This window comes from Nocardia sp. NPDC003726 (assembly GCF_053586955.1).
On record NZ_JBSFNF010000027.1, the window covers coordinates 48,083 to 68,336 of the forward strand.

Here is a 20,254-nt window from a genome sequence, read left to right on the forward strand (position 1 = left end):
TATAGAGAATCGTATTTCCATATCCGGCGAGGAGACAGGATGTCAACGCAGGAACAAGCGAGAGCGGTGGCGCGGCGGCTGCTGATCGACGGGCAGCTGGTCGAGACCGGGCGCACGCTCGCATCGCTCGATCCCGCCACCGGTGCGGTGTACGGCTACGCGCCCGAAGCCGGTGTGGCCGAGGTGGATACGGCGGTCGCGGCGGCGCGGCGGGCCTTCGACACCACCGACTGGGCGACGAACCACCAGTTCCGGGCGCACTGTCTGAACCAGCTCTACCAGGCGCTGCGTGCCAACGTGGAGGAGCTGCGCGAGCTGACCATCGCCGAGGTCGGCGCCACACGCACGCTCACCCATGGCAACCAGCTCGAGGCGCCGTTCGACATCGTGCGCTACTACGCCGGACTGCTGGCGGACTACGCGTGGAGCGAAGACCTCGGCGTGGTCGAGATCCGCGGTCAGCGGCACCGGCGCTGGGTGGAGTTGGAGGCCGCGGGTGTGGTGGCCGCCATCGCCGCCTACAACTACCCGCACCAGTTGGCGCTGGCCAAGCTGGCGCCCTCGCTCGCCGCCGGGTGCACCGTGGTGCTCAAGGGCGCTCCGGACACCCCGCTGGCCACTTTGGCGCTGGGAGAGATCGTCGCCCGGCACACCGACATCCCTCCGGGGGTCGTGAACGTGCTGGCCTCCTCCGATGTCGAGGTGGGCAAGCGGATGAGCACCCACCCGGACGTCGACGTGGTCACCTTCACCGGGTCCACGCCGGTGGGCCGCCAGATCATGGCCGCCGCCAGTGGCACGCTGAAGCGGGTCTTCCTGGAGCTGGGCGGCAAGTCGGCGATGATCCTGCTCGATGACGCCGACTACACCAAAGCCGCCGTGTTCGCGGCGTTCAGCGTGGTCACCCACGCCGGGCAGGGCTGCGCGCTGACCACCCGCGTGCTCGTGCCGCGACAGGACCACGACAAGGTGGCCGAACTGATCGCGGGGAATTTCGCCCACGTCAAGTGGGGCGATCCGGGCGACCCGCAAACCTATATGGGGCCGCTGATCAGCGAGCGCCAGCGCGACAAGGTGCACGGTTTGGTGCGGCGGGCGGTCGAGGCGGGCGCCACGCTCGTCACCGGCGGCGAGAAGGTGGGGCCGGGTTACTTCTACAAGCCCACCCTGCTGGCGAACGTCGACCCGGACAGCGAGATCGCGCAGGAGGAGGTGTTCGGGCCGGTGCTGGCGCTCATTCCCTACACCGACGAGGACGACGCCGTGCGCATCGCGAACAACTCCATCTACGGCCTGTCCGGTGCGGTGTTCAGCGCCGACTCGGAGCGGGCGAAAGCGGTGGCGCGGCGCGTGCGCACCGGCACGCTGAGCATCAACGGCGGCAACTACTTCCACCCCGACGCGCCATTCGGCGGCTACAAGCAGTCGGGCATCGGCCGAGAGATGGGCCGCGTCGGCCTGGAGGAGTTCCTGGAGCGCAAGACCCTGGCGGAGGTGGTCGCGTGATCGAGTGCGGACCAGCCGACCGAGGACGGGCCGCGCGATCGGGCCGGAGGACGTCGAGCGAGCGGGAGGTGCGGCCGTGAGCAAGCCGCTGGAGGGCATCCGGGTGCTCGAGGTCGCGATGTACGGATTCGTGCCTTCGGCCGGCGCCGTGCTCGCCGATTGGGGCGCCGACGTCGTCAAGGTCGAGCACGCCGTCACCGGCGATCCGCAGCGCGGGCTGCGGCAGGTGGGGGTGTTCGAGGTCGAAGGCGACCCGAATCCCAATGTGGAACACGCCAATCGGGGCAAGCGCAGCATCGGCGTCGACATGTCCGTGGCCGAGGGCCGCGAGGTGATCTACGACCTGGCCCGCCGCGCGGACGTGTTCCTGACCAGTTTCCTGCCGCAGGCGCGGACGAAGTTCGGCATCGATGTGGACGACATCCGCGCGGTGAACCCGGACATCGTCTACGCCCGCGGCAGCGCGCTGGGACCGCGCGGCGTCGAATCCGATCGGGGCGGTTACGACATGACGGCGTTCTGGTGCCGCGGCGGCATCGCGGCCACCATCACCCCGCCCGGCACCGAGGGCATGATCCAGCCGCCCGGCCCGGCGTTCGGCGACACCATCTCCGGGACCAATCTCGCCGGAGGCATCGCCGCCGCGCTGCTGAAACGCGAACGGACGGGGGAGACTTCGGTGGTCGACGTCTCACTGCTGGGTAGCGGATTGTGGGCTATGGGCCACACCGTCGCGCTGTCGGCCAGCCAGGCCAGACCGCTGGTGGCGCCGGTGCCCGGCGCCCATGGCGCGCCGACCAATCCGCTTTCGGGGCTCTACGCGACCGCCGACGACCGCTATCTGTCGTTCGTGATGCTGCAGCCGGCCAAATTCTGGGCCGACGTCTGCCGCCACATCGACCGCCCGGAACTGGCCGAGGACCCGCGCTTCGCCGACGCCGCGCAGATCGCCGCGCACACCGCCGAGGCGGTGCGGATCCTGCGCGAGGTGATCAAGGGACGCACCTTGGCCGAATGGAGCGAGCGCTTCGCCACCCTGGCCGGGCCGTGGGCTCCGGTGCAGGACTCCTGGCAGGTGACCCAGGACGCGCAGATCAGGGCGAACGAATACCTGCTTCCCGCAGGCGAATTGGAGCTGGTCTCCAGTCCGGTTCAGTTCGACGTCGGTGCACCGGAACTGCGGCCTGGGCCCGGATTCGCCGCCCAGACCGAGGAGATCCTGCTCGAACTCGGCCTGGATTGGGATCGCATCATCGCGCTGAAGACCGCGGGCGCGGTCGCTTAGCCGCCGAAGAGAGGGACCGATGCCCTACATCGCATCGCTGGGCACGTATCTGCCCTGCTGGGGTAGCCAGCGCAGCCGGGTTCCCGGCGACGACGAAGACGCCGTCACCTTGGCGGTGGAGGCGGGCCGCTGCGCCGTCGCCGGCGAACCGGTGGAACGCGTGGTGCTGGTCAGCCGTGATCTGCCGCTGGTGGAGAGCAGCAATGCCGCGGTGTTGCTGGCCGGTCTCGGACTCGACCCCGAGTTGGAGGTCATCGAACGGCTCGGCGGCGCCCCTGCCGCGCTGGACGCGCTGAGCTCGGCGCGCCCGCGCACCCTGGTCATCGGCGCCGACCTGGAACCGGCGGGCGCGGCGGCGGCCTGGGTGTCCGACCGCGACGGCCTGCAGGTGCGCACCGCGGCGCGGGTCACCCGCAGCCTGCCGGTGCGCACCCGCAACGCTCTCGGCGCGGTGCACGACTACGGCGATCCCCGCTTGCTGCACGAACGGGGGCTGGTCGCCTCGCTGTCGGCGGCGTGGCTGGACACCCCGGTCGCGGTGGCGGGCGTCGAGCACAAGCAGGCGGCGGCGCTGTGCCTCGGCAGCCCGCCGCGGCTGCCGACGCTGGGCGCGAGCGCCGGGCTGTTCGCGCTCGCGGCGATGGCCGACTGGGCGGCGGCGGGACTGCTGGTCGGCGTGGAACAGGCCAATCTGTCCGGGATCATGGTCGTGCCCGGCGCGGTTCGGGTGCGGCGTACCGAACCGCCCGCGCGGGCGGTGCCCGAGGTCGTTTCGCTGCCCGGCGCGGACCTGCCGATCTCACTGGCGGCCTACGAGCGCGCGTTCGAGGCCAAGGTCCGCTGGGAAGCGGGCAGGCACGGCGACGGCGCGGAGCTGGACTTCCCGCCCCGCTACCGGGTGGGCCGGGACGGCACGCTCAGCACCGGCTACACCTTGGTGCCGCTGCCGAGGACCGGCAGCGTCTACGCGGAGACGACCGTCCGCATTCCCGTGCCGGGCCTGAAGAGCCCGTACTCGCTGGTGATCGTGGAACTCGACGACGTCGGCGTCCGTGCGCTGGCCAAGGTCACCGGCGCCGACCCGGGCACGGTGTCCATCGGCGACCGCGGGCGCATGGTCCTGCGCCGGGTGGCGGTGCGCTCCGGCGTGCCGGACTACGGATACGCGTTCGAACCGGAACCGGAGGCGGCATGAGGAACGTGGCCATCGTCGGCGCGGGAATGACGCCCTTCGCCGAGCACTTCGCCCTCGGCATCCAAGACCTGCTGCTCATGGCGTTCGCCGAATGCGCGGCCTCGGTCGACAAAGGACTGCGCACGACCGACCTGCGAGCCGCGTGGTTCGGCGCGGTCGGCGCCACCGGCGGATTCCCGGCCGGTGTGCTGGCCGACGCGCTGGATCTGCCGGACCTGCCCGTCACCCACATCGACAACTCCTGCGCCACCGGCAACGACGCGGTCCGCAACGCGCTGTTCGCCATCGCCTCCGGGGCCGTCGACGTCGCGCTCGTGATCGGCGCGGACAAACTGCGCGAGACGGCGCAGAAGGACCTTCTTCGCGAGTGGGAGTCGCTGACCAGGGACAACGCCTGGGATTATCAGCTCGGCCTGTTCGCCCCCGCCGGTTTCGCGTTGCATGTCAACCGCTACCTCTACGAGTCCTCGGCGACGCGGGAACACCTGGCGATGGTCGCGGTGAAGAACCATCGGCACGGCGCGCGCAACCCCAAGGCGCGCCTGCGCTTCGAGATCACCGTGGAGCAGGCGCTGGCCGCGCCGATCGTGGCCGACCCGTTCGGTGTGTACGACTGCGTCCCGCAGAGCGACGGCGCCGCGGCCTTGGTGCTCGCCGCCGAGGACGTGGTGAGCCGATACACCGACAGCCCGGTGTGGATCCGCGGCGTCGGTCTCGGCCTGGACTCGGTGATGCACCAGCACAAGCGGGACATGACGACGTTTCCGGCGACGGTGCGGGCGGCGCGCGCGGCGTACGCGATGGCCGGTCTCGGCCCGGCCGACGTCGACGTCGCCGAGGTGCACGACTTCTTCACCGGCATCGAGCTGATCAGTTACGAGGACCTCGGTTTCGCCGAGCGCTTCGAGGCGCACAAGCTGGTGGAAGCGGGCGCAACGGCCGTCGGCGGTGTGCTGCCGGTCAATCCGAGCGGCGGGCTGAAGACGAAGGGGCATCCGCCCGGCGCCACCGGCGTCGCGCAGTGCGTGGAGCTGTTCGAGCAGCTGCGCGGCACCGCGGTGAACCAGGTGGACGGTGCGCGAATCGGTCTGGCGCACAACCTCGGCGGGCCGACCGCGGTGTCGGCGGTGACGATTCTGGAAGGGCCGCGCTGAGGCGCGTCGCAGCGGACAGCCCCGGCGCCTGACGGTCTGCAACCGTCGGCGCCGGGGCTGTCGCCGTTCAGATCTGTTCCCAGACGGTGATCCTGGTCCGGGCCGGATCGGCGGCCGCGGTGACCGCCATGCGTCCGTCGGCCGCTCGCTCACCGAGTTCTCTCAGCACGGTGTGCGCGTCGTCGATGTCGTAGACGGCGAGGTAGCGCGCCTCACCGTCGCCGCCACGGACCAATCGGTGGCGGGTACACGACAGCACGCCGGGGACGGCGAGCATCTCGGGGATGTGCGTCCCGGTGTACCACTCGTTGTATTCGGCGTCCATTCCCTCTCGCGGCGTGGAGAAGACCAGCAGGCGCACGACGCGGGCCTCAGCTCGCGCGGGCGGCGTAGGCGGCGGCGTACTCCTTGCGCGACCTGGTCGAAGTATCGACGTCGGTCGCTTTCGCGCGCAGCGCCCCTACGGTCGCCTGTTCCTTCGGGATGTGCGCGAACGGATCCCAGTCGAAGTGGCGGGTGGCGTTCTGCCAGGTGATCTTGTGGATGTCCGTGTCGTCGGCGCCGGCGGCCTGTAGCTCGCCCAGCACGAACTCGGGGGCGTCGGGCCAGATCGAGTCCGAGTGCGGGTAGTCGCACTCCCACGCGATGTTGTCGATGCCGATCTCGTGGCGGAACTTCAGCGCGGTCTTGTCGGTGACGTAGCAGGCGAGCACGTGCTCGCGGAACACCTCGCTGGGCAGCTTGCCGCCGAAGTCGCGGCGCAGCCAGCGCTGGTTGGTGTAGTGCCGGTCGGAGCGGTCCAGGAAGAACGGAATCCAGCCGACGCCGCCTTCGGACAGCGCGACCTTCAGCTTCGGGTAGGTGCGCAACGCCGGACCCCACAACAGATCCTGGGCTGCGATCAGCGAGATGCTCGGCGCCAGCACCATCAGGTTGTCGATGGGGGCGTCCTGTGCCAGGCGCAGCACGCCGAAGCCTTGGCCGATGTGCAGGTTCATCACCGTCTCGTGGTCCGAGAGGGCCTGGAACACCGGCGCCCAGTAATCGAGATCGTGGTAGCTGGGCAGGCCGTCGATGTGCGGCAACTCCGGCATGGTGACCGAATGGCAGCCCTTTTCGGCCAGCCGCTCGATCTCGGCGACCGCCAGCGCCGGATCCCACATCGGCAGGATCCCGATCGGGATGAACCGGCCCGGATAGGCGCCCGCCCAGTCCTCGATGTGCCAGTCGTTGTACGCCGAGATCATCGCGACGGTGATCTCGTCCTGGCCGCCGCGGCTGAGGTGGCCCGCGCTGAAGCCGGTGAACGTCGGGAAGCACATGGAGGCGAGCACGCCGTTGGCGTCCATGTCGCGGACGCGGTCGTGCACGTCGTAGACGGCGGGCCGCATCTCGGCGTATCCGGCCGGGTCCCTGCCCCATTCCTCGGCGGGCCAGGTGACGACGGCGTTGAGACCAGCGACGCCGGTGGGCCGGTCCCGGTACACCCACCGATCGACGCCGTTCTCGTCGACGACGACCTTCGGGGCGAGATCGGCCCATTTCTTCGGAACGTGGCCGTCGAACATGTCGAGCGGCTCGACCACATGGTCGTCGATGCTCACCAGGATCATGTCGTCGATGTTCACGTCGCTCCTCGCTGTTCCTGCGCTGCGCCGGGGTTTCTACCAGCAATCGAGACGATGAATCTTCTTAGAAGAGAATGTCACTCTCGTCGCTGCATTAGACGATACACCGGGGCGGGGCAGGGGTCGATACTGCCGCGTCCGCGATGGGCGGTGTGGTCGGCCGTCTCACCGCCTCGGCGCAGCCGGGCGCTGCGGTGCTCGCTGCGGCTGCGGGGGCATGCCGAAAACCCCAGTCGAAGCAGCGGGTCCGTGGAATCGGCGAGGGCCTACGGTCCCGTTGGACCGGAGGAATCAGCCGATCGCCACATGCACCGGTGTGCCGTCCACCACCGTGGCCGCCACCAGCTCCCGGTCCGGAACGGTGACGTCGCGCGGCGGTACGTGGAGCAGGGTGAGATCGGCGGGTTCACCCGGGGCGATGGTGCGTGGCACGGTCGGCCGGTCGGCACGCCCGGTGAACAGGGCGACAGCGGCGGGCAGCGATATCCGTTCCCGCAGGCTTTCGCGCTCGACGGCCGCGCGGATCACCCGCCACGGGTCGGCGGAGCCGAACGGGGCGTCGGTTCCCGCCGCGACATCGACCCCGGCGGCCAGCAGTGAGCCGAGCCGCCACAGATCGCGGTGCTCTTCGGCCGCCACCTCGCGGGCGTACTGCTCGGCCCGCTCGACCGGGAAATGGGGTTGGGTCACCACCGGAACCCGGTTGCGGCGCAACCACTCCATGAGGTCGTCCGCCACCATGGCGCCGTGCTCGATCCGGTCGCCTGCGAGTATCCCCGCTTCGTCGAGGGCGGCCGTGGTCAGGATCAGCTGGACGTGGGTCACGCAGTGCACCGCTACGGGCCGGTCCGCCGCGTGTGTCGCCCGGATTCGGGCGACGAACTCGGGCAACGCGGGGAGCACGGTGTCGTCGAGCAGAATTTTGGTGGGACCCAGAGTGAATCGTGGCTGCCCTGGATCGGTCACCCCGGGCGGGGCCATGCAGTGCACGCGCTGCCGGATCGTCCCGTCGGCCACCGCTCGGGCCATGGCCTCGATCTCGTTCTGCGCCAGCCCGGGGGTGGCGTCGGTGTAACCGGTGACGCCCGCGGCCGCTGCCAGGGCGCTGATCGGCGCCGGGTCGGCCGCAGCCGGCGGCACCCGTGTGCCGAGCCAGGAGTCCAGCCGCCACAGGCGTCCGTTCGCCTCGCCGTGCGGGTCGCGCTCCACCCCCGGCACCATGCAGTCGTTCGACAGGATCTCCTGGCAGGCGCGGGAATTCAGGATCCACAGCGCGCCGGACCGGTGCTGGACCCGCACCGGCCGGTCCCGGATCAGGCGATCGAGCGCCATGCGGTCCAGCGGACCGGCGACGCTGTCGTGGTAGCCGATGCCGCGAAGCCATTGTCCGGCAGGCAGTTCGGCATCCGCCCGGCGCAGTGCCGCGGCGAACGCGGCGAAGTCCCGCACGTGGGGCGGCCCGAGCGGCACGGACGCGGCCTGCGCGGCGAGCGACCGCAGATGGATGTGATGATCGTGCAGTCCGGGTAGCAACCAGCCGCCGCGCGCGTCCAGATCGTCCTCCCCGGGCAACGGGCGCAATCCCGTGCCGCACTCGGTGATCCGCCCGCCGCGCCAGCGCACGTCGGTGTGCGGGCTGCCTGCCACCGCGGCGTTGCGGATCAGCATATGCCCGTCAGGCCAGGTACCGGACCACGTGCTCGGCGACGCAGGCCGGCTTGTCCGCGCCTTCGGCGGTGATCGTCACGGTGCGCTCGACCTGCACCCCGCCGGGCACATCGGTGACCGCGGTGATCGTGACGGTGCCGCGCACCCGGCTGCCGACCCGCACCGGGCTGATGAAGCGAACCTTGTTCAAGCCGTAGTTGATCGCCATCCTGGCCGAGGTCACAGAGGTCAGCTGCTGGCTGATCGGGGCGAGCAGGGCGAGGGTGAGGAACCCGTGCGCGATGGTGGCGCCGTACGGGCCGTCCGCTGCGCGCTCGGCGTCCACGTGGATCCACTGGTGATCGCCGGTCGCCTCGGCGAACAGGTCGATGCGCCGCTGATCGATCTCGAGCCACTCACCGGGCCCGAGCACCGTGCCCACCGCGGCGCGCAGGGCGTCGAAATCACGGAACTCGGTCATGGCGCAATCCTTCCTGCGGGCGACGTGTGCACGATAGCCCGCGCGCGAACGCGCTACCGCAGTTGGTCCTTCATCACCTTGCCGGTCGCGTTGAGCGGCAAGGCGCGCAGGAAACGCACCGAGCGCGGAACCTTGTATCCTGCCATCCGGTCCCGGCTCCACGCGATCAGCTCGTCTTCGGTGACGGGGCGCTCGGTCACCACGAAGGCCCGGCCGACCTGCCCGAGCCGTTCGTCCGGCACACCGATGACCGCGGCCTGCGCGACCGCGGGATGCTCCAGGAGGAAGCCCTCGATCTCGGCGGGATAGGCGTTGAACCCGCCGACGATGAACATGTCCTTCTTGCGGCCGACGATGCGCAATCTGCCTTCCGGGTCGAGGCTGCCGAGGTCGCCGGTGCGCAGCCACCCCTCGGCGTCGATCGCCTCGGCCGTGGCTCCCGGATCGTCCAGATAGCCCTGCATCACGCTGTAGCCGCGAATCAGGACCTCGCCGTCATCGGCGATCCGCACCTCGACGCCGTCGCAGGGTGTTCCGACGGTCGTCGCGATCTGCTCGAAGGTGTCCCCGGGCCGTGACGCGGTGGCGGTGCCCGCCTCGGTCAGTCCGTATCCGGTCATGATCGATCGGAACGGAAGTTCCTCGCGCACCCGGCGGATGAGCTCGACCGGGATATCGGCCGCCCCGGTCACCGCGGCCCGCAGCGAGGACAGATCGTGCTCGCCCGCGGCCGCCAGCAGCGAGTGGTAGAGCGTCGGCGGGCCGGGCAGCATCGTGATCCGTTCCCGCGCGACGATCTGCAGCACCCGGCCGACGTCGAACACCGGGACCGGCAGGATCGTGGCGCCCCGGATGAGCGACGCGATCAGACCCGCTTTGTAGCCGAACGTGTGGAAGAACGGGTTGACGATCAGATAGCGGTCGCCTTCCCGGAGATCCGCGAGATCGCACCACTCCGCGTAGAGCCGCAGCGTCTGCCCGTGATTCATCATCACGCCTTTGGGCCGCCCGGTGGTGCCGGAGGTGTAGACGATATCGGCGATGTCGGTGCTGGCCACGTCGCGCTCGAACGGCGCGCCGCTGTTCAGGAAGTCCGACTTCAGATCGATCACCGGCACATCGGCGGCGCCACGGTAGTCCGCGCCGAGGAATCCCCGCTGGACGAGCACCGCTTTCGCGCCGCTGCGGCGGATGACGTCGCGTGCCTCATCGGCCTTGAAGCGGGTGTTCACCGGCACGAGCACGCCACCGGCGGTGAGCAGGCCGAATGCGGCGACGATCCACTCCGCCGAGTTCGGCGCCCAGAGCGCCGCCCGGTCGCCCGGCTCGATCCCCGCCGCGGCGAACGCCCCCGCGGCCCGGCGCACCCGGTCGGCGAGTTCGGTGAAGCTCCACCGCAGGTCCCCGTCGACGACCGCTTCGGCGTCGCCGAAGCGGTCCGCCGCGCTCGCGACCAGCTGCGGGATGGTCGCCCAGCTCATACCTTCAGCAACCGCGCCAGGTTGCCGCCCATGATCTTCGCCTGGTTCTCCAGCGGCATGTCCTTGATCTCGTGGATGTAGCGCGCGGGCTCGGCCAGGCCCTCCGGATGCGGCCAGTCGGAGCCGAACAGCACGTGATCGGCGCCCATCACCTCCGACAGCCGCTGCAGATCCTCCTCCCAGAACGGGCTGACGTAGAGACTCTGCTTGATGGCCTCGATCGGGTCGCGGAAGCCGAAGCCCTCCGGCGCCTTCTTGTACACGTCGGACAGCTGCTGCAGCAACGGTTCCAGCCAGGCGGAGCCGTTCTCGATGACGGCGATCTTCAACTCGGGGAAGCGGTTCAAGGCGCCGTGGCACACCCACGACGCCACCGCGTCGGTGACCGGCCGCCACTGGTTGGTCATGGCGAAGGTGTTGGTCTGGAACGGCAGCATCTCCAGGCTGTTGCCGTCCCACTCGGCGTCGAAGCGCGAGTAGCCGCTGTCGGAGGAATGCATGGTGACCAGCACGTCGAGTTCGACGACACGCTTCCAGAACGGATCGAACTCGGGCAGAGCGAACGACCGCATCCCCTTGAAGCCTGGCACCGGCGCCGGGCGCACCAGGATGGCTTTGGCGCCGTGTTCCACGACGGCCCAGTTCAGCTCGGCGATGGCACGTTCCACGATCGGCAGGGTGATCACCGGAACGGTGAAGATGCGGCCGGAGTGCACGAAACCGCCGTCCTGACCCCAGTCGTCGAGCATCCAGCGGTTCAGCGACTCGATCACCGCGTGGATCAGCTCGGGATGGTGCCGCATGCGCTCCTCGACCAGGCTGGCCAGGGTCGGGAACATGAGCGCGCGCTGCAGTTGCAGGTCGTCCATGACCTTCAGCCGCGCCTCGGGATTGCGGAAGGCCTCGATCGCCTTCATCGACTTGCCGAAGATCTCCCGTCGGCTCTTGCCCTCGGGGTTGCCGTGCTTGAAATACTCCTCCATCGCGCCGGGACGGGCGACGACCTCGAAGGTGGGGTTCGGGATGTACTCGCTGATCTGGCCGAGCACCGCGATCTTGGTGCGGCCGTTGATCTCGACGTACTGGATCGCCCCCTCGTATTCCTTCGGCAGGTGCCGGGTGAGGGCTTCCTTCGTCTCGTAGAGGTGGTTGTCGGCGTCGAAAAGCTGGTAAGGCAGGTCGACTTTGCTCATGGAATCCTCCTTGTCCAATTATGAGAATGCTATTCTCTTCACGGTTGTACCGCAATGCCGTCCGCGCGTGAGGCCGCCAGCGAGCCGCGGACCAGGAATTTTTGGATCTTGCCGCTCGCGGTTCTGGGAAAGTCGTCGACGGCGTGCACTTCCTCCGGCCACTTCTGCTTGGCCAGTCCTGCGGCGCGGAAGTGCGCGCGCACCTCGTCCAGGTCAGGCGCGGCACGGCCCGGCCGCAGCCGCAGCACCGCGGCGGTGTGCTCGCCCAGGCGGGCGTCGGGCACGGCGACCGCCACCGCCTCGCTCACGCCGGGCAGGCTCAGCAGCACTTCTTCGACCTCGAGCGCGCTGATGTTCTCGCCGCCGCGGATGATCATGTCCGACTTGCGGTCGGTGATCGTGAGGTAGCCGTCCGCGTCCAGGACGCCGATGTCGCCGGTGCGGTACCAGCCGTCATCGTCGAAGGCGGCCGCGGTCAGCTCCGGATCGGTGTAACCGAGGCACAGATCCGGTCCGCGGCTGAGGATCTCGCCGTCCTCGGCGAGGCGCAGTTCCACGCCGGGCAGCGCGGCGCCGTCGGTGAACAGCCGCTTGGCCTCCGGCGCGGTGTGGTGCGATCCGGTGATCGAAGGGTGCTCGGTACTGCCGTAGGACCGGTACACGGTGATCCCGGCCTCGGCCAACCGCGTGGTGACCGCCGCGGGCACCGCCGCACCGCCCAGCCCGGCATAGCGCAGATGGGGCAGATGCTCCGGCGTGTAATCCGGGTGGTCGAGCAGGCTGGTGACGTAGTACGGCACGCCGCCGCCGACGGTGAGGTCCTCGGCGAGCGTCAACGCGAGCACCCGGCCCGGATCCCAGACGTCGACGAGGTCGATCGGCCTCCGGTCGAGCACCGGGATCAAGAAGGCGTTCACCATGCCGATGAAGTGGCCGACCGGCGCTCCGGTGAGCTGGTCGCCGCGGTCGGCAAGGTATATGCCGGCCAGTTGCCGAGTCTCGTGACCGAGCGTCTGATGGCTGTGCACCACGCCTTTCGGCGCGCGGGTGGTGCCGGAGGTGAACGCGATCAGCGCGGGGCCGGCGGGATCGGCAGGCAGGGTGCCCGGCATGGGCCGCGCGTCGAGCAGTTCCTCGAAATCGTCGCCGACCACGCCGACGATCGGCACGGCCGCACGCAGGCCGGGGGCGTAGTCGTTGCCGCCGAAACGGTCGGTGGTCACGAAGACCTTCGGCCGGATCTCGGTGAGGATGTATCCCACTTCCTTGTGCCCGTAGAAATGCACGATCGGCACGACCGTCGCCCCGAGGAAGGCCGATGCCCAGAATGCCGCGGCCGCCTCCATCCAATTCGGCAACTGGAAGGCGATCACGTCGCCGGGACCGACGCCGCGGCGGCGCAACCCGGCGGCCAATCTGCGCGCGACGTGCTCGACCTCGCCGACCGTGCCCGTCCACGGCCGCGTGGTGGAGTGGACGCGGAACGCGGTGCCGGACGCATCGGCCAGCCCGGCGGCCAACAGCTCACCGATCGTCTCGGAGGTCCACCAGCCCTCCTCCCGGTAGCGACGAACCAGGTCGAGGGGGACCTTGCGCATGGTCGAACTCCCATCTCGCACCGCGTACGTATATTGTTCTCATCGTAAGAGAATCACATTTTCTAATGGGAGAACAAGTCATGGTCGACCTGGAGATGGACGCGGGATTGGCGGTCGTAACCATCAATCGCCCCCATGCCCGCAATGCCATCGCGCCCGCCACGATGGACCAACTGGAGAAAGCGATCGATGCCGCCGCCGAGGCGCGGGCGCTGGTCGTCACCGGGGCGGGGGATCGCGCTTTCGTCTCCGGCGGAGACCTCGAGGAGCTGGCCGCCCTGCGCACCGAGGAACAGGCGGCGGAGATGGCCCGGCGGATGCGCGGCATCTGCGACCGTCTCGCCGCGTTCCCCGGTCCGGTGATCGCCGCGCTCAACGGGCACGCCCTCGGCGGCGGGGCCGAGGTCGCGGTGGCCGCGGATATCCGGATCGCGGCCGAGGACATCAGGATCGGGTTCAATCAGGTGTCGCTGGCGATCATGCCCGCGTGGGGCGGCGCCGAGCGGCTCGCCCGGCTGGTCGGGCCGGGGCGGGCGCTGATGCTCGCGGGCGCGGGGACGGTCATCGACGCGCCGTCCGCCGAGCGGATCGGGCTGGTGGACAAGGTCTTCCCCCGCGGCGAATTCGACAAGGGCTGGCGCGCCGTCGCCCGGTCGCTGGCGTCCGCGCCCGCGGGGGCGATCAAGCGCGTGGTCGGCGGTGTCGAGCCGGAAGAGGCCATCGCCGCGTTCGCGCGGCTCTGGGTGACCGATGAGCACTGGCGAGCCGCCGACCGAGTGATGAACCGCGCCAAGTGATTCGGGAGGTAGCCAGGCGGGTCGGGGGTGTGAGGCGGGCGTCCGTGAGATCTTTGAGTGATGTAGATCACATAGGCGAGATTCGTAAGCTAGGTATCGCAGATGCGAGAACCAACTTACGGTGTGATCGGTAGGTTTCCGGCGGACCGGTGCGGTCCTTCGTCGCAGGCCCTGACATACCGCGGGCTCCCCGGATCGACCCTCTCGGCTCGGCGCGCGGCCGCCGTCGAGCCGACGGCCTCGGCGATCCCGGTGTCGCGCGGGTGGCAGGTGCCCGTGTGCCGAAATCGGGTCGGGCCTGCCTTTCTGCACGTTCGATAGCGGGATGAGTAACCATGGCCAGACGATCCGTCGATTCCGTTGACCGAGGTGTTCGGGAATTTCAATCCGTCACGCGCTGGCGAGCCCACGCGCGACGGCATCCGCTGCGCTACCGGCTGGCGATCGTGGCGCCCAGCGCGGTCGAAGTGATCCGCCACGCCGGTGGGTGGCTGTTCGACCGGACGACCGCGGGGTGGGAGGTGACGGTGCTGGTCGCCGACCATGCCGATGTGCGCCCGCTGCGGATCCTCGGGGCCACCGTGCTCGATCTGGAGCAGTCGCTGACCGCGCCGGTGCACGACACCTGGCCGACGGCCGTGGCCGTCGCCGCGGAGATCTACCGCGGCGACGCTCGCGTGCGCGGCGGGGTGCTCGACTGCCTCGACCGCGGGCTCACCGAGGTCGCGCTGTGGGGAGCGGATCTGCCGGCCGAGCTCGATCATCGGGTGTTCCCGGCGCATCATCGGATGAGTTCGGCCGCAAGGGCTTTCAAGTCCTGCGCGCTCACCGCGGCGGGTCTGCCCGCCGAGGTGGGCGGAGCGAGGGAGGCGTTCCGGACCGGCGGACTGCGACCGTCGACCTACCGGTGCGAGGTGGACCTGGTTCCGGCCTGACCGGCGGCCACCGGTCAGGCGGTGCCCGCTGCGGCCTCGCCGCGCTCGCCCTCTAGCCGATCGATCTCCCGCTCGACCAAGGCGAACGCTTCGGCGTGCCCACCGGACATGCCCAGCTCCCGCTCCAGCACGACGACTCGGGAGACGCTGGTCATCAGCACCGCCATGGCCGCGGGCGGAAAGCGCGCGGTGTCGAATTCGTATTCGTTCAGAATTCGTCGCAGGACGTCCGTTTGAATGGCGCGGAACCGCTCGGCGTAGTCCGCCACCGCCTCCCGTATCGCGGGCCGGTGATTGGACAGGCCGACGAATTCCATGGTGAAACGCACCGCGGCCGGATCGGTGCTGAAATCCCACAGCGCGCGCAGCGGCTTGTCCGTTTTCATCATCTCCGCCTGGAGCTCGAGTCCCTGCTCGGCGCGGCGGGTGAATATCTCCAGCAGCAGTTCGTCCATGGACCGGAAGTAATAGTGCACCAGTTGCGGCTTGAGTCCGGCGCGATCGGCCACCCTGCGGGAGGTCACCGCGGCCCATCCCTCCTCCAGCAGAAGCTGCTCGGCGGCGTCGATCAAGACGCCGCGATTCCTGGCGTCGGGTGCTCCGATCCTGCGCGGCGATGGCATCCGCCGGCCTCCTTCGGGAAATTGGTCATGGGATCCACGCATTATCGTAGTACGGGGGGTTATCACTGTTGACGCGTGCTCCTTGCGCATGCTATGCATGTGCACAGCATCTTGCTGAGCACTCGCTCGGCATGTGGTATCGGCGCTGTTCAGGCCGGTATCGGTGGAGAGATGCCGCGACGAGCACGACAGGTGGTCACGATTCCGCGAAGGGTCGCGGTAATGCTTGGCATATTCCGTTGCGAGCGTGGAATTCCACGCAGCGGGCTGATCGCACAATCGAGAACGCGTGTTCCCGGGTAGCGATTCGGGAACGCGCCGCAACGTCGAAGATTCGAGTGGCGGGAAATGTCCTGCCGCTCCATTTGTGCTGTCCTTTCGCCCGCTCCCGGCGTTGTGTCAATGCTTTTCCTCCGCTATTGACTCGTGATGTGGCGGCGCGCACAATAGCGATGTGACGCTTCGTTGCCGGAGCGGGCACTCGGGGCGAGATTCGAGTCGGGTAGGCGGGCCGACGTCTCGGGGCGCATATCCGATCCTTCGGAAGCGCGGCAGTCACTGAACCGTTTCACTGTTCGGCCATTCCTCCGACACGCGCAATTCGTGCGGAACGCAATTATTCCAGATTGTTCCGCCGCGGCGGCCGATGGATTGCCGGACCCGTAGAGTTTCGAGATCGACGATGATTCACCGAGCAGGCCACGCGCGGGAGAACGCGCGCGTCGTCGCGGGCGGCGGCGCGTCGTCGCAGCGGTGGGCCACCCGGGAGATCACCGCGTGGTGGCGCGGCTATCTGCGCCGGCATCCGATCACGGCCCTGGAAACCGTCGGCGGCCAGTTCGTTCTGGGTGTGCGCGCGGTGCAGTACCTGTGCGTGGACGTGGTCACCGGACGGTTCGCGTTCGCGGAGTTCGTCCGGCAGGCGGCGTTCATGGCCTCGGCGGCCGTGCTGCCGACCATCTTCGTGTCGCTGCCGATCGGGGTGACGCTGTCGATCCAATTCGGCCTGCTGGCCGGGCAGGTCGGCGCGACCTCGCTGGCGGGCGCCGCGAGCGGTTTGGCGGTCATCCGCCAAGGCGCGCCGATGGTGGCCGCGCTGCTCATGGCCGCGGCGGTCGGCTCGGCGATCTGCGCAGACCTCGGCTCCCGCAAGATCAGGGACGAACTGGACGCGATGGAGGTGATGGGCGTCTCGGTGGTGCGGCGGCTGGTCGTGCCGCGCCTGGCCGCCGCGGTGGTGGTGGGCGTGTCGCTGACCGGCGTCGTGTGCTTCGTCGGCTTCCTGGCCGGATACCTGTTCAACGTCTTCGTGCAGAGCGGTGCCCCCGGTAGTTTCGTGACCACCTTCGCGTCGTTCGCGACGGTGAGCGATCTGGTGCTCACGCTGTTCAAGGCCGTGGTGTACGGCGCCATCGTGGCCGTGGTCGCGTGTGAGAAGGGCTTGTCCACCAAGGGCGGCCCCGCGGGGGTCGCCAACTCGGTCAACTCGACCGTCGTGGCGTCGATCCTGCTGCTGATGACGGTGAACGTCGCCGTCACGCAGCTGTCGCTGCTCCTGCTGCCGCGGCAGGGACTGTGATGGCCGCGCCCTACCGCCCACCGGGGACGCGCCTGGCGCTGCGCGGATTCACCCAGCTGGCCACGGCGGTCATGCGCCTCGGGCACATGATGACGTTCTTCCTGCGCGCGTCGTTCTCGATCCCGGTCATGGTGCGCCACTATCGAACCGAGTTCGTGCGCATCCTGTCCGATGTCACGTGGGGCAACGGTTCGATCGTCGTCGGTGGCGGGACCGCGGGCGTCATCATCGTGCTCGGCGCCGCGGGCGGGGCGATCGTGGGCCTGGAAGGCTACAACGCCTTGCATCTGCTCGGCATGGAGCCGACCGTCGGGCTGATCGCCTCCACCGCGTCCACCCGTGAGCTGGCTCCGATCATGGCCTCGCTGGCGTTCGCGGCCCAGGCGGGCTGCCGTTTCACCGCGCAATTGGGCGCCATGGGCATCGCCGAGGAGATCGAGGCGATGGAATCGATGGGTATCCGCTCCATCCCTTACCTGGTCAGTACCCGGATACTGGCCTCGGTACTGGCGATGATCCCGCTGTACGTGGTGTGCCTGGCGGTGAACTACCTGGCGGTGCGCGTGGTGGTCGGCCTGTCCGGCGGGCTGTCCGCGGGCACCTACGAGCACTACTTCCAACTGGTGCTCAACGGGCCGGACATCGTCTACTCGCTGCTCAAGGCGGTGGTCTTCGTCGTGCTCACCTCGACGGTCCAGTGCTACTACGGCTTCTACGCCGCCGGCGGCCCGCAAGGCGTCGGCATCGCCGCCGGACGGGCGATGCGCGCGGCGATCTCGCTGATGATCATCGTCAATCTGCTGCTCACCGTGGCGCTGTGGGGCATCGGCGCCAGTGCCAGGCTCGGAGGCTGACCGTGTCGATCCTGTTCGAGAAAGACGGGCGTGGCCCCTCGGCGCTCGCGCTGTTCGTGCGCGGACTGGTGCTCGTCGTGCTCACGGTGGCGGTGGTATCGGCGCTGTTGCTGAAGTCCACCGGCCGCTTCGACGACAAGGTGGAGGTCACCGCGCTGCTGGAACAACTCGGCGACGGGTTGCCCGCCCGATCGGACGTGAAGTTCCGCGGAATGCTGGTCGGCCGTGTGGCCGAGGTCGCGCCATCCACCGGTCCCAACCGCGTGCGGTTGCTGCTCGATCCGGCTGCCGCGCAGCGGATTCCGCGCACGGTGACCGCGCGGGTCGTCCCGAGCAATGTCTTCGCCGTGTCCTCGATCCAATTGGTGGACAACGGCCCCGGGCCCGCCTTGCCTCCGCATGCCGAAATCCGTCAGGACCACAGCCTCTCGACAGTGCAATTGCAGACCGCGCTCACCAAACTGCGCGAGATCATCGCCGGTACAGCGCGGATCGGCGCGAGCAACACCGTGGGCGTGCTCGCCGCGGTCGCGACGGCGACCGACCGGCGTGGTGCCGACCTGGTCACGGCCGGAGCCCGGCTCGAGCGCATCACCAAGGAATTCGACGCGCTGCTCACCCCCGACGGCGGGCCACCGACACTGACCCTGCTGGCCGACGCCGTGCGCGAACTGAACGCCTCCGCACCCGATCTGCTCGACGCGCTGCACCACGCCGTCACGCCCATGCGCACCTTCGCCGAGCGGAACCAGCAGCTCGTCAGCCTCCTGTCGGCTGGAGAAACGACCCTGTCCACGGTCGGCGACGCGCTGGACCGGCGCACCGATCAGATCGTCACCGTGGCGGATCAGATGGGGCCGGTCCTGCACATCTTCGGCGAAGGGGCGCCGGCTTTCGCGCCCATCGTGGTCCGGATCAAGAAACTGTCCGACCTGTGGTTCACCGAGTTCTGGAACGAGGACAGCCCCCGCGGACGGGGCAAGTTCCAGTTCCGGTTCACCCCGCATACTCCGTACACCCGGGCGGATTGCCCGCGCTACGGCGAACTGGCCGGTCCCAGTTGCAGCACCGCGCCGGCCTCCGTACCCATCGAGGAGTTGCCACCCGCGATGGACCCGCGGACCTACCCGCCGCCTCCGGCCCTGCCCGCGGATCTTCAGGAGCTGATCCGCCGGGTGCTCACCGGAGAAGCCAATGGCGCCGAATCGATCCTCGCACCGTTGCTGGGTGACGGTCCGTTCCCCACGGGAGGTGCCCGATGAGTTACCGGCGATCCCTGATCGGCGTGAGCTTGTTCGTCACCGTCGCCGTCGCGCTGCTCTGGGTCACCTTCGTGACCCTGCATCGCGGGATCGACGGCGGGACGCACCCGTATTCGGCGGTGTTCAGCGACGTGAGCGGATTGCGGGCGGGTGACGACGTGCGCATGGCCGGTGTCCGGGTCGGCCGGGTCGACAAGATCGAACTGGACGGCACGCGGGCAAGGGTGCGGTTCCGGGTCGAGGCCGCGCAGCGGCTGACCGGCGACACCAAGGCATCGATCACCTACCAGAACGTGATCGGCCAGCGATATCTCGGTCTGTTCCCGGCCGATTTCGGTGATCCGGCGCCGCTGCGTCCCGGCGGGGAGATCCCGCTCGCGCGCACCGAGCCGTCGTTCGACATCTCCGCGCTGCTCAACGGATTCGAGCCGCTGTTCGGTGGACTCGACCCGAAACAGGTCGACAACGTGACCGGCGCCCTGATCAAGGCGCTGCAAGGCGACAACACCTCGGTGGTGCTGCTGATCGAACAGGTCTCCTCGCTGGCTCGGTCGCTCGCCGGACCCGATCAGGTGCTCGGCGCGGTCATCACCGGTCTGAACCAGGTGGTGGGTGACCTGGCGGTGCACAGCGGGGAAGTCGGCTCGCTCATCACGCGGGCGCGCGCGATCATCGACGGGCTCACACTGCACCGCGACGAGTTGCTCGGCACGCTGAGCACCGCGGCGACGGTCACCGACCGCATGGCGGGCGTGGTCGAAGGCGTGCAGCCCCAGCTCGACGAAATGCTGTCGCGCGAACCCGGTTTCACCAGGCATTTCCAAGAGAACAAGGCGAACTTCGCCTACCTCGGGTTCAACCTTCCGGCCCTGATGAAGGGCCTGGCCAGGGTGAGTCAGGAAGGGGCCTATCTCAACACCTACCTGTGCAACTTCGGCGTCGACCTGTTTCCCAGCCTCACGACGCTGGTGCCCACGATCGTGGGGCTGGCGTCGGCGACCGGGAAGCCCCAGCAATCACCGATCTGCGGGTGAAA

The 20,254-nt window shown here is 69.1% G+C and carries 18 protein-coding genes; 10 read left to right on the forward strand and 8 right to left on the reverse strand.

The genetic code is table 11. The annotated features are described in order from the left end of the window. Positions 1-39 precede the first annotated feature (39 nt). The 4 genes from ACWDMM_RS28070 to ACWDMM_RS28085 all read left to right on the forward strand — a co-directional run bounded on the left by ACWDMM_RS28070 (position 40) and on the right by ACWDMM_RS28085 (position 5,140). Positions 40-1,506 carry an aldehyde dehydrogenase family protein gene (locus ACWDMM_RS28070; protein ID WP_449940291.1) on the forward strand — a complete coding sequence of 489 codons (1,467 nt, stop codon included), beginning with the start codon at positions 40-42 and terminating at the stop codon, positions 1,504-1,506. Positions 1,507-1,582: 76 nt separating this feature from the next. After that, positions 1,583-2,791 (forward strand): CaiB/BaiF CoA transferase family protein, encoded by a 1,209-nt coding sequence (locus ACWDMM_RS28075; RefSeq protein ID WP_195079954.1) that lies wholly within the window; start codon positions 1,583-1,585, stop codon positions 2,789-2,791. 19 nt (positions 2,792-2,810) lie between these two features. Continuing rightward, the gene (locus ACWDMM_RS28080) at positions 2,811-3,986 is read left to right on the forward strand and encodes an OB-fold domain-containing protein (protein ID WP_195079953.1); all 1,176 of its coding nucleotides are present in this window, start codon (positions 2,811-2,813) and stop codon (positions 3,984-3,986) included. Further along, positions 3,983-5,140 carry a thiolase C-terminal domain-containing protein gene (locus tag ACWDMM_RS28085; RefSeq protein WP_357105938.1) on the forward strand — a complete coding sequence of 386 codons (1,158 nt, stop codon included), beginning with the start codon at positions 3,983-3,985 and terminating at the stop codon, positions 5,138-5,140. The genes ACWDMM_RS28080 and ACWDMM_RS28085 overlap by 4 nt, the downstream gene beginning before the upstream one ends. Before the next feature lie 67 nt (positions 5,141-5,207). Here the strand turns inward: ACWDMM_RS28085 and ACWDMM_RS28090 are convergent, their stop codons facing one another. From ACWDMM_RS28090 to ACWDMM_RS28120, 7 genes are all read right to left on the reverse strand, one after another. Further along, a complete protein-coding gene (locus ACWDMM_RS28090; protein ID WP_357208870.1) occupies positions 5,208-5,501 on the reverse strand; it encodes a hypothetical protein in 294 nt (97 codons plus the stop codon). A gap of 10 nt (positions 5,502-5,511) precedes the next feature. After that, positions 5,512-6,768 carry an amidohydrolase family protein gene (locus ACWDMM_RS28095; protein ID WP_195079950.1) on the reverse strand — a complete coding sequence of 419 codons (1,257 nt, stop codon included), beginning with the start codon at positions 6,766-6,768 and terminating at the stop codon, positions 5,512-5,514. Positions 6,769-7,059: 291 nt separating this feature from the next. Continuing rightward, positions 7,060-8,436 carry an amidohydrolase family protein gene (locus ACWDMM_RS28100; protein ID WP_449940297.1) on the reverse strand — a complete coding sequence of 459 codons (1,377 nt, stop codon included), beginning with the start codon at positions 8,434-8,436 and terminating at the stop codon, positions 7,060-7,062. Positions 8,437-8,443: 7 nt separating this feature from the next. Beyond that, a complete protein-coding gene (locus tag ACWDMM_RS28105) occupies positions 8,444-8,896 on the reverse strand; it encodes a MaoC family dehydratase (protein WP_195079948.1) in 453 nt (150 codons plus the stop codon). A gap of 53 nt (positions 8,897-8,949) precedes the next feature. After that, positions 8,950-10,377 (reverse strand): FadD3 family acyl-CoA ligase, encoded by a 1,428-nt coding sequence (locus ACWDMM_RS28110; protein ID WP_449940299.1) that lies wholly within the window; start codon positions 10,375-10,377, stop codon positions 8,950-8,952. Further along, positions 10,374-11,570 (reverse strand): amidohydrolase family protein, encoded by a 1,197-nt coding sequence (locus ACWDMM_RS28115; protein WP_195079946.1) that lies wholly within the window; start codon positions 11,568-11,570, stop codon positions 10,374-10,376. Before ACWDMM_RS28115 ends, ACWDMM_RS28110 begins: the two co-directional genes overlap by 4 nt. A gap of 38 nt (positions 11,571-11,608) precedes the next feature. After that, positions 11,609-13,168 carry an AMP-binding protein gene (locus tag ACWDMM_RS28120; RefSeq protein WP_449940302.1) on the reverse strand — a complete coding sequence of 520 codons (1,560 nt, stop codon included), beginning with the start codon at positions 13,166-13,168 and terminating at the stop codon, positions 11,609-11,611. 80 nt (positions 13,169-13,248) lie between these two features. Between ACWDMM_RS28120 and ACWDMM_RS28125 the strand changes: the two genes are divergently transcribed. Continuing rightward, the gene (locus ACWDMM_RS28125; protein ID WP_195079944.1) at positions 13,249-13,965 is read left to right on the forward strand and encodes an enoyl-CoA hydratase/isomerase family protein; all 717 of its coding nucleotides are present in this window, start codon (positions 13,249-13,251) and stop codon (positions 13,963-13,965) included. Between the two features lie 335 nt (positions 13,966-14,300). Further along, the gene (locus ACWDMM_RS28130; protein WP_357462264.1) at positions 14,301-14,900 is read left to right on the forward strand and encodes a hypothetical protein; all 600 of its coding nucleotides are present in this window, start codon (positions 14,301-14,303) and stop codon (positions 14,898-14,900) included. A gap of 14 nt (positions 14,901-14,914) precedes the next feature. On the opposite strand, the gene ACWDMM_RS28135 is transcribed toward ACWDMM_RS28130, so the two are convergent. After that, entirely contained in the window at positions 14,915-15,523 is a 609-nt protein-coding gene (locus ACWDMM_RS28135) for a TetR/AcrR family transcriptional regulator (RefSeq protein ID WP_195079943.1), read from the reverse strand. Positions 15,524-16,205: 682 nt separating this feature from the next. Between ACWDMM_RS28135 and ACWDMM_RS28140 the strand changes: the two genes are divergently transcribed. From ACWDMM_RS28140 to ACWDMM_RS28155, 4 genes are read left to right on the forward strand one after another with little or no spacing between them, the layout of a single operon-like run. Then, complete coding sequence (locus ACWDMM_RS28140) at positions 16,206-17,102, forward strand: MlaE family ABC transporter permease (RefSeq protein ID WP_195079942.1); 897 nt, start codon at positions 16,206-16,208, stop codon at positions 17,100-17,102. Next, positions 17,102-17,956, forward strand: coding sequence for an ABC transporter permease (locus tag ACWDMM_RS28145; RefSeq protein WP_195079941.1), 855 nt, complete (start codon positions 17,102-17,104; stop codon positions 17,954-17,956). The genes ACWDMM_RS28140 and ACWDMM_RS28145 overlap by 1 nt, the downstream gene beginning before the upstream one ends. 2 nt (positions 17,957-17,958) lie before the next feature. Next, complete coding sequence (locus ACWDMM_RS28150) at positions 17,959-19,218, forward strand: MlaD family protein (RefSeq protein ID WP_195079940.1); 1,260 nt, start codon at positions 17,959-17,961, stop codon at positions 19,216-19,218. Further along, positions 19,215-20,252, forward strand: a complete 1,038-nt coding sequence (locus ACWDMM_RS28155) for an MlaD family protein (protein ID WP_195079939.1) — start codon at positions 19,215-19,217, stop codon at positions 20,250-20,252. Before ACWDMM_RS28150 ends, ACWDMM_RS28155 begins: the two co-directional genes overlap by 4 nt. Positions 20,253-20,254 lie beyond the last annotated feature (2 nt).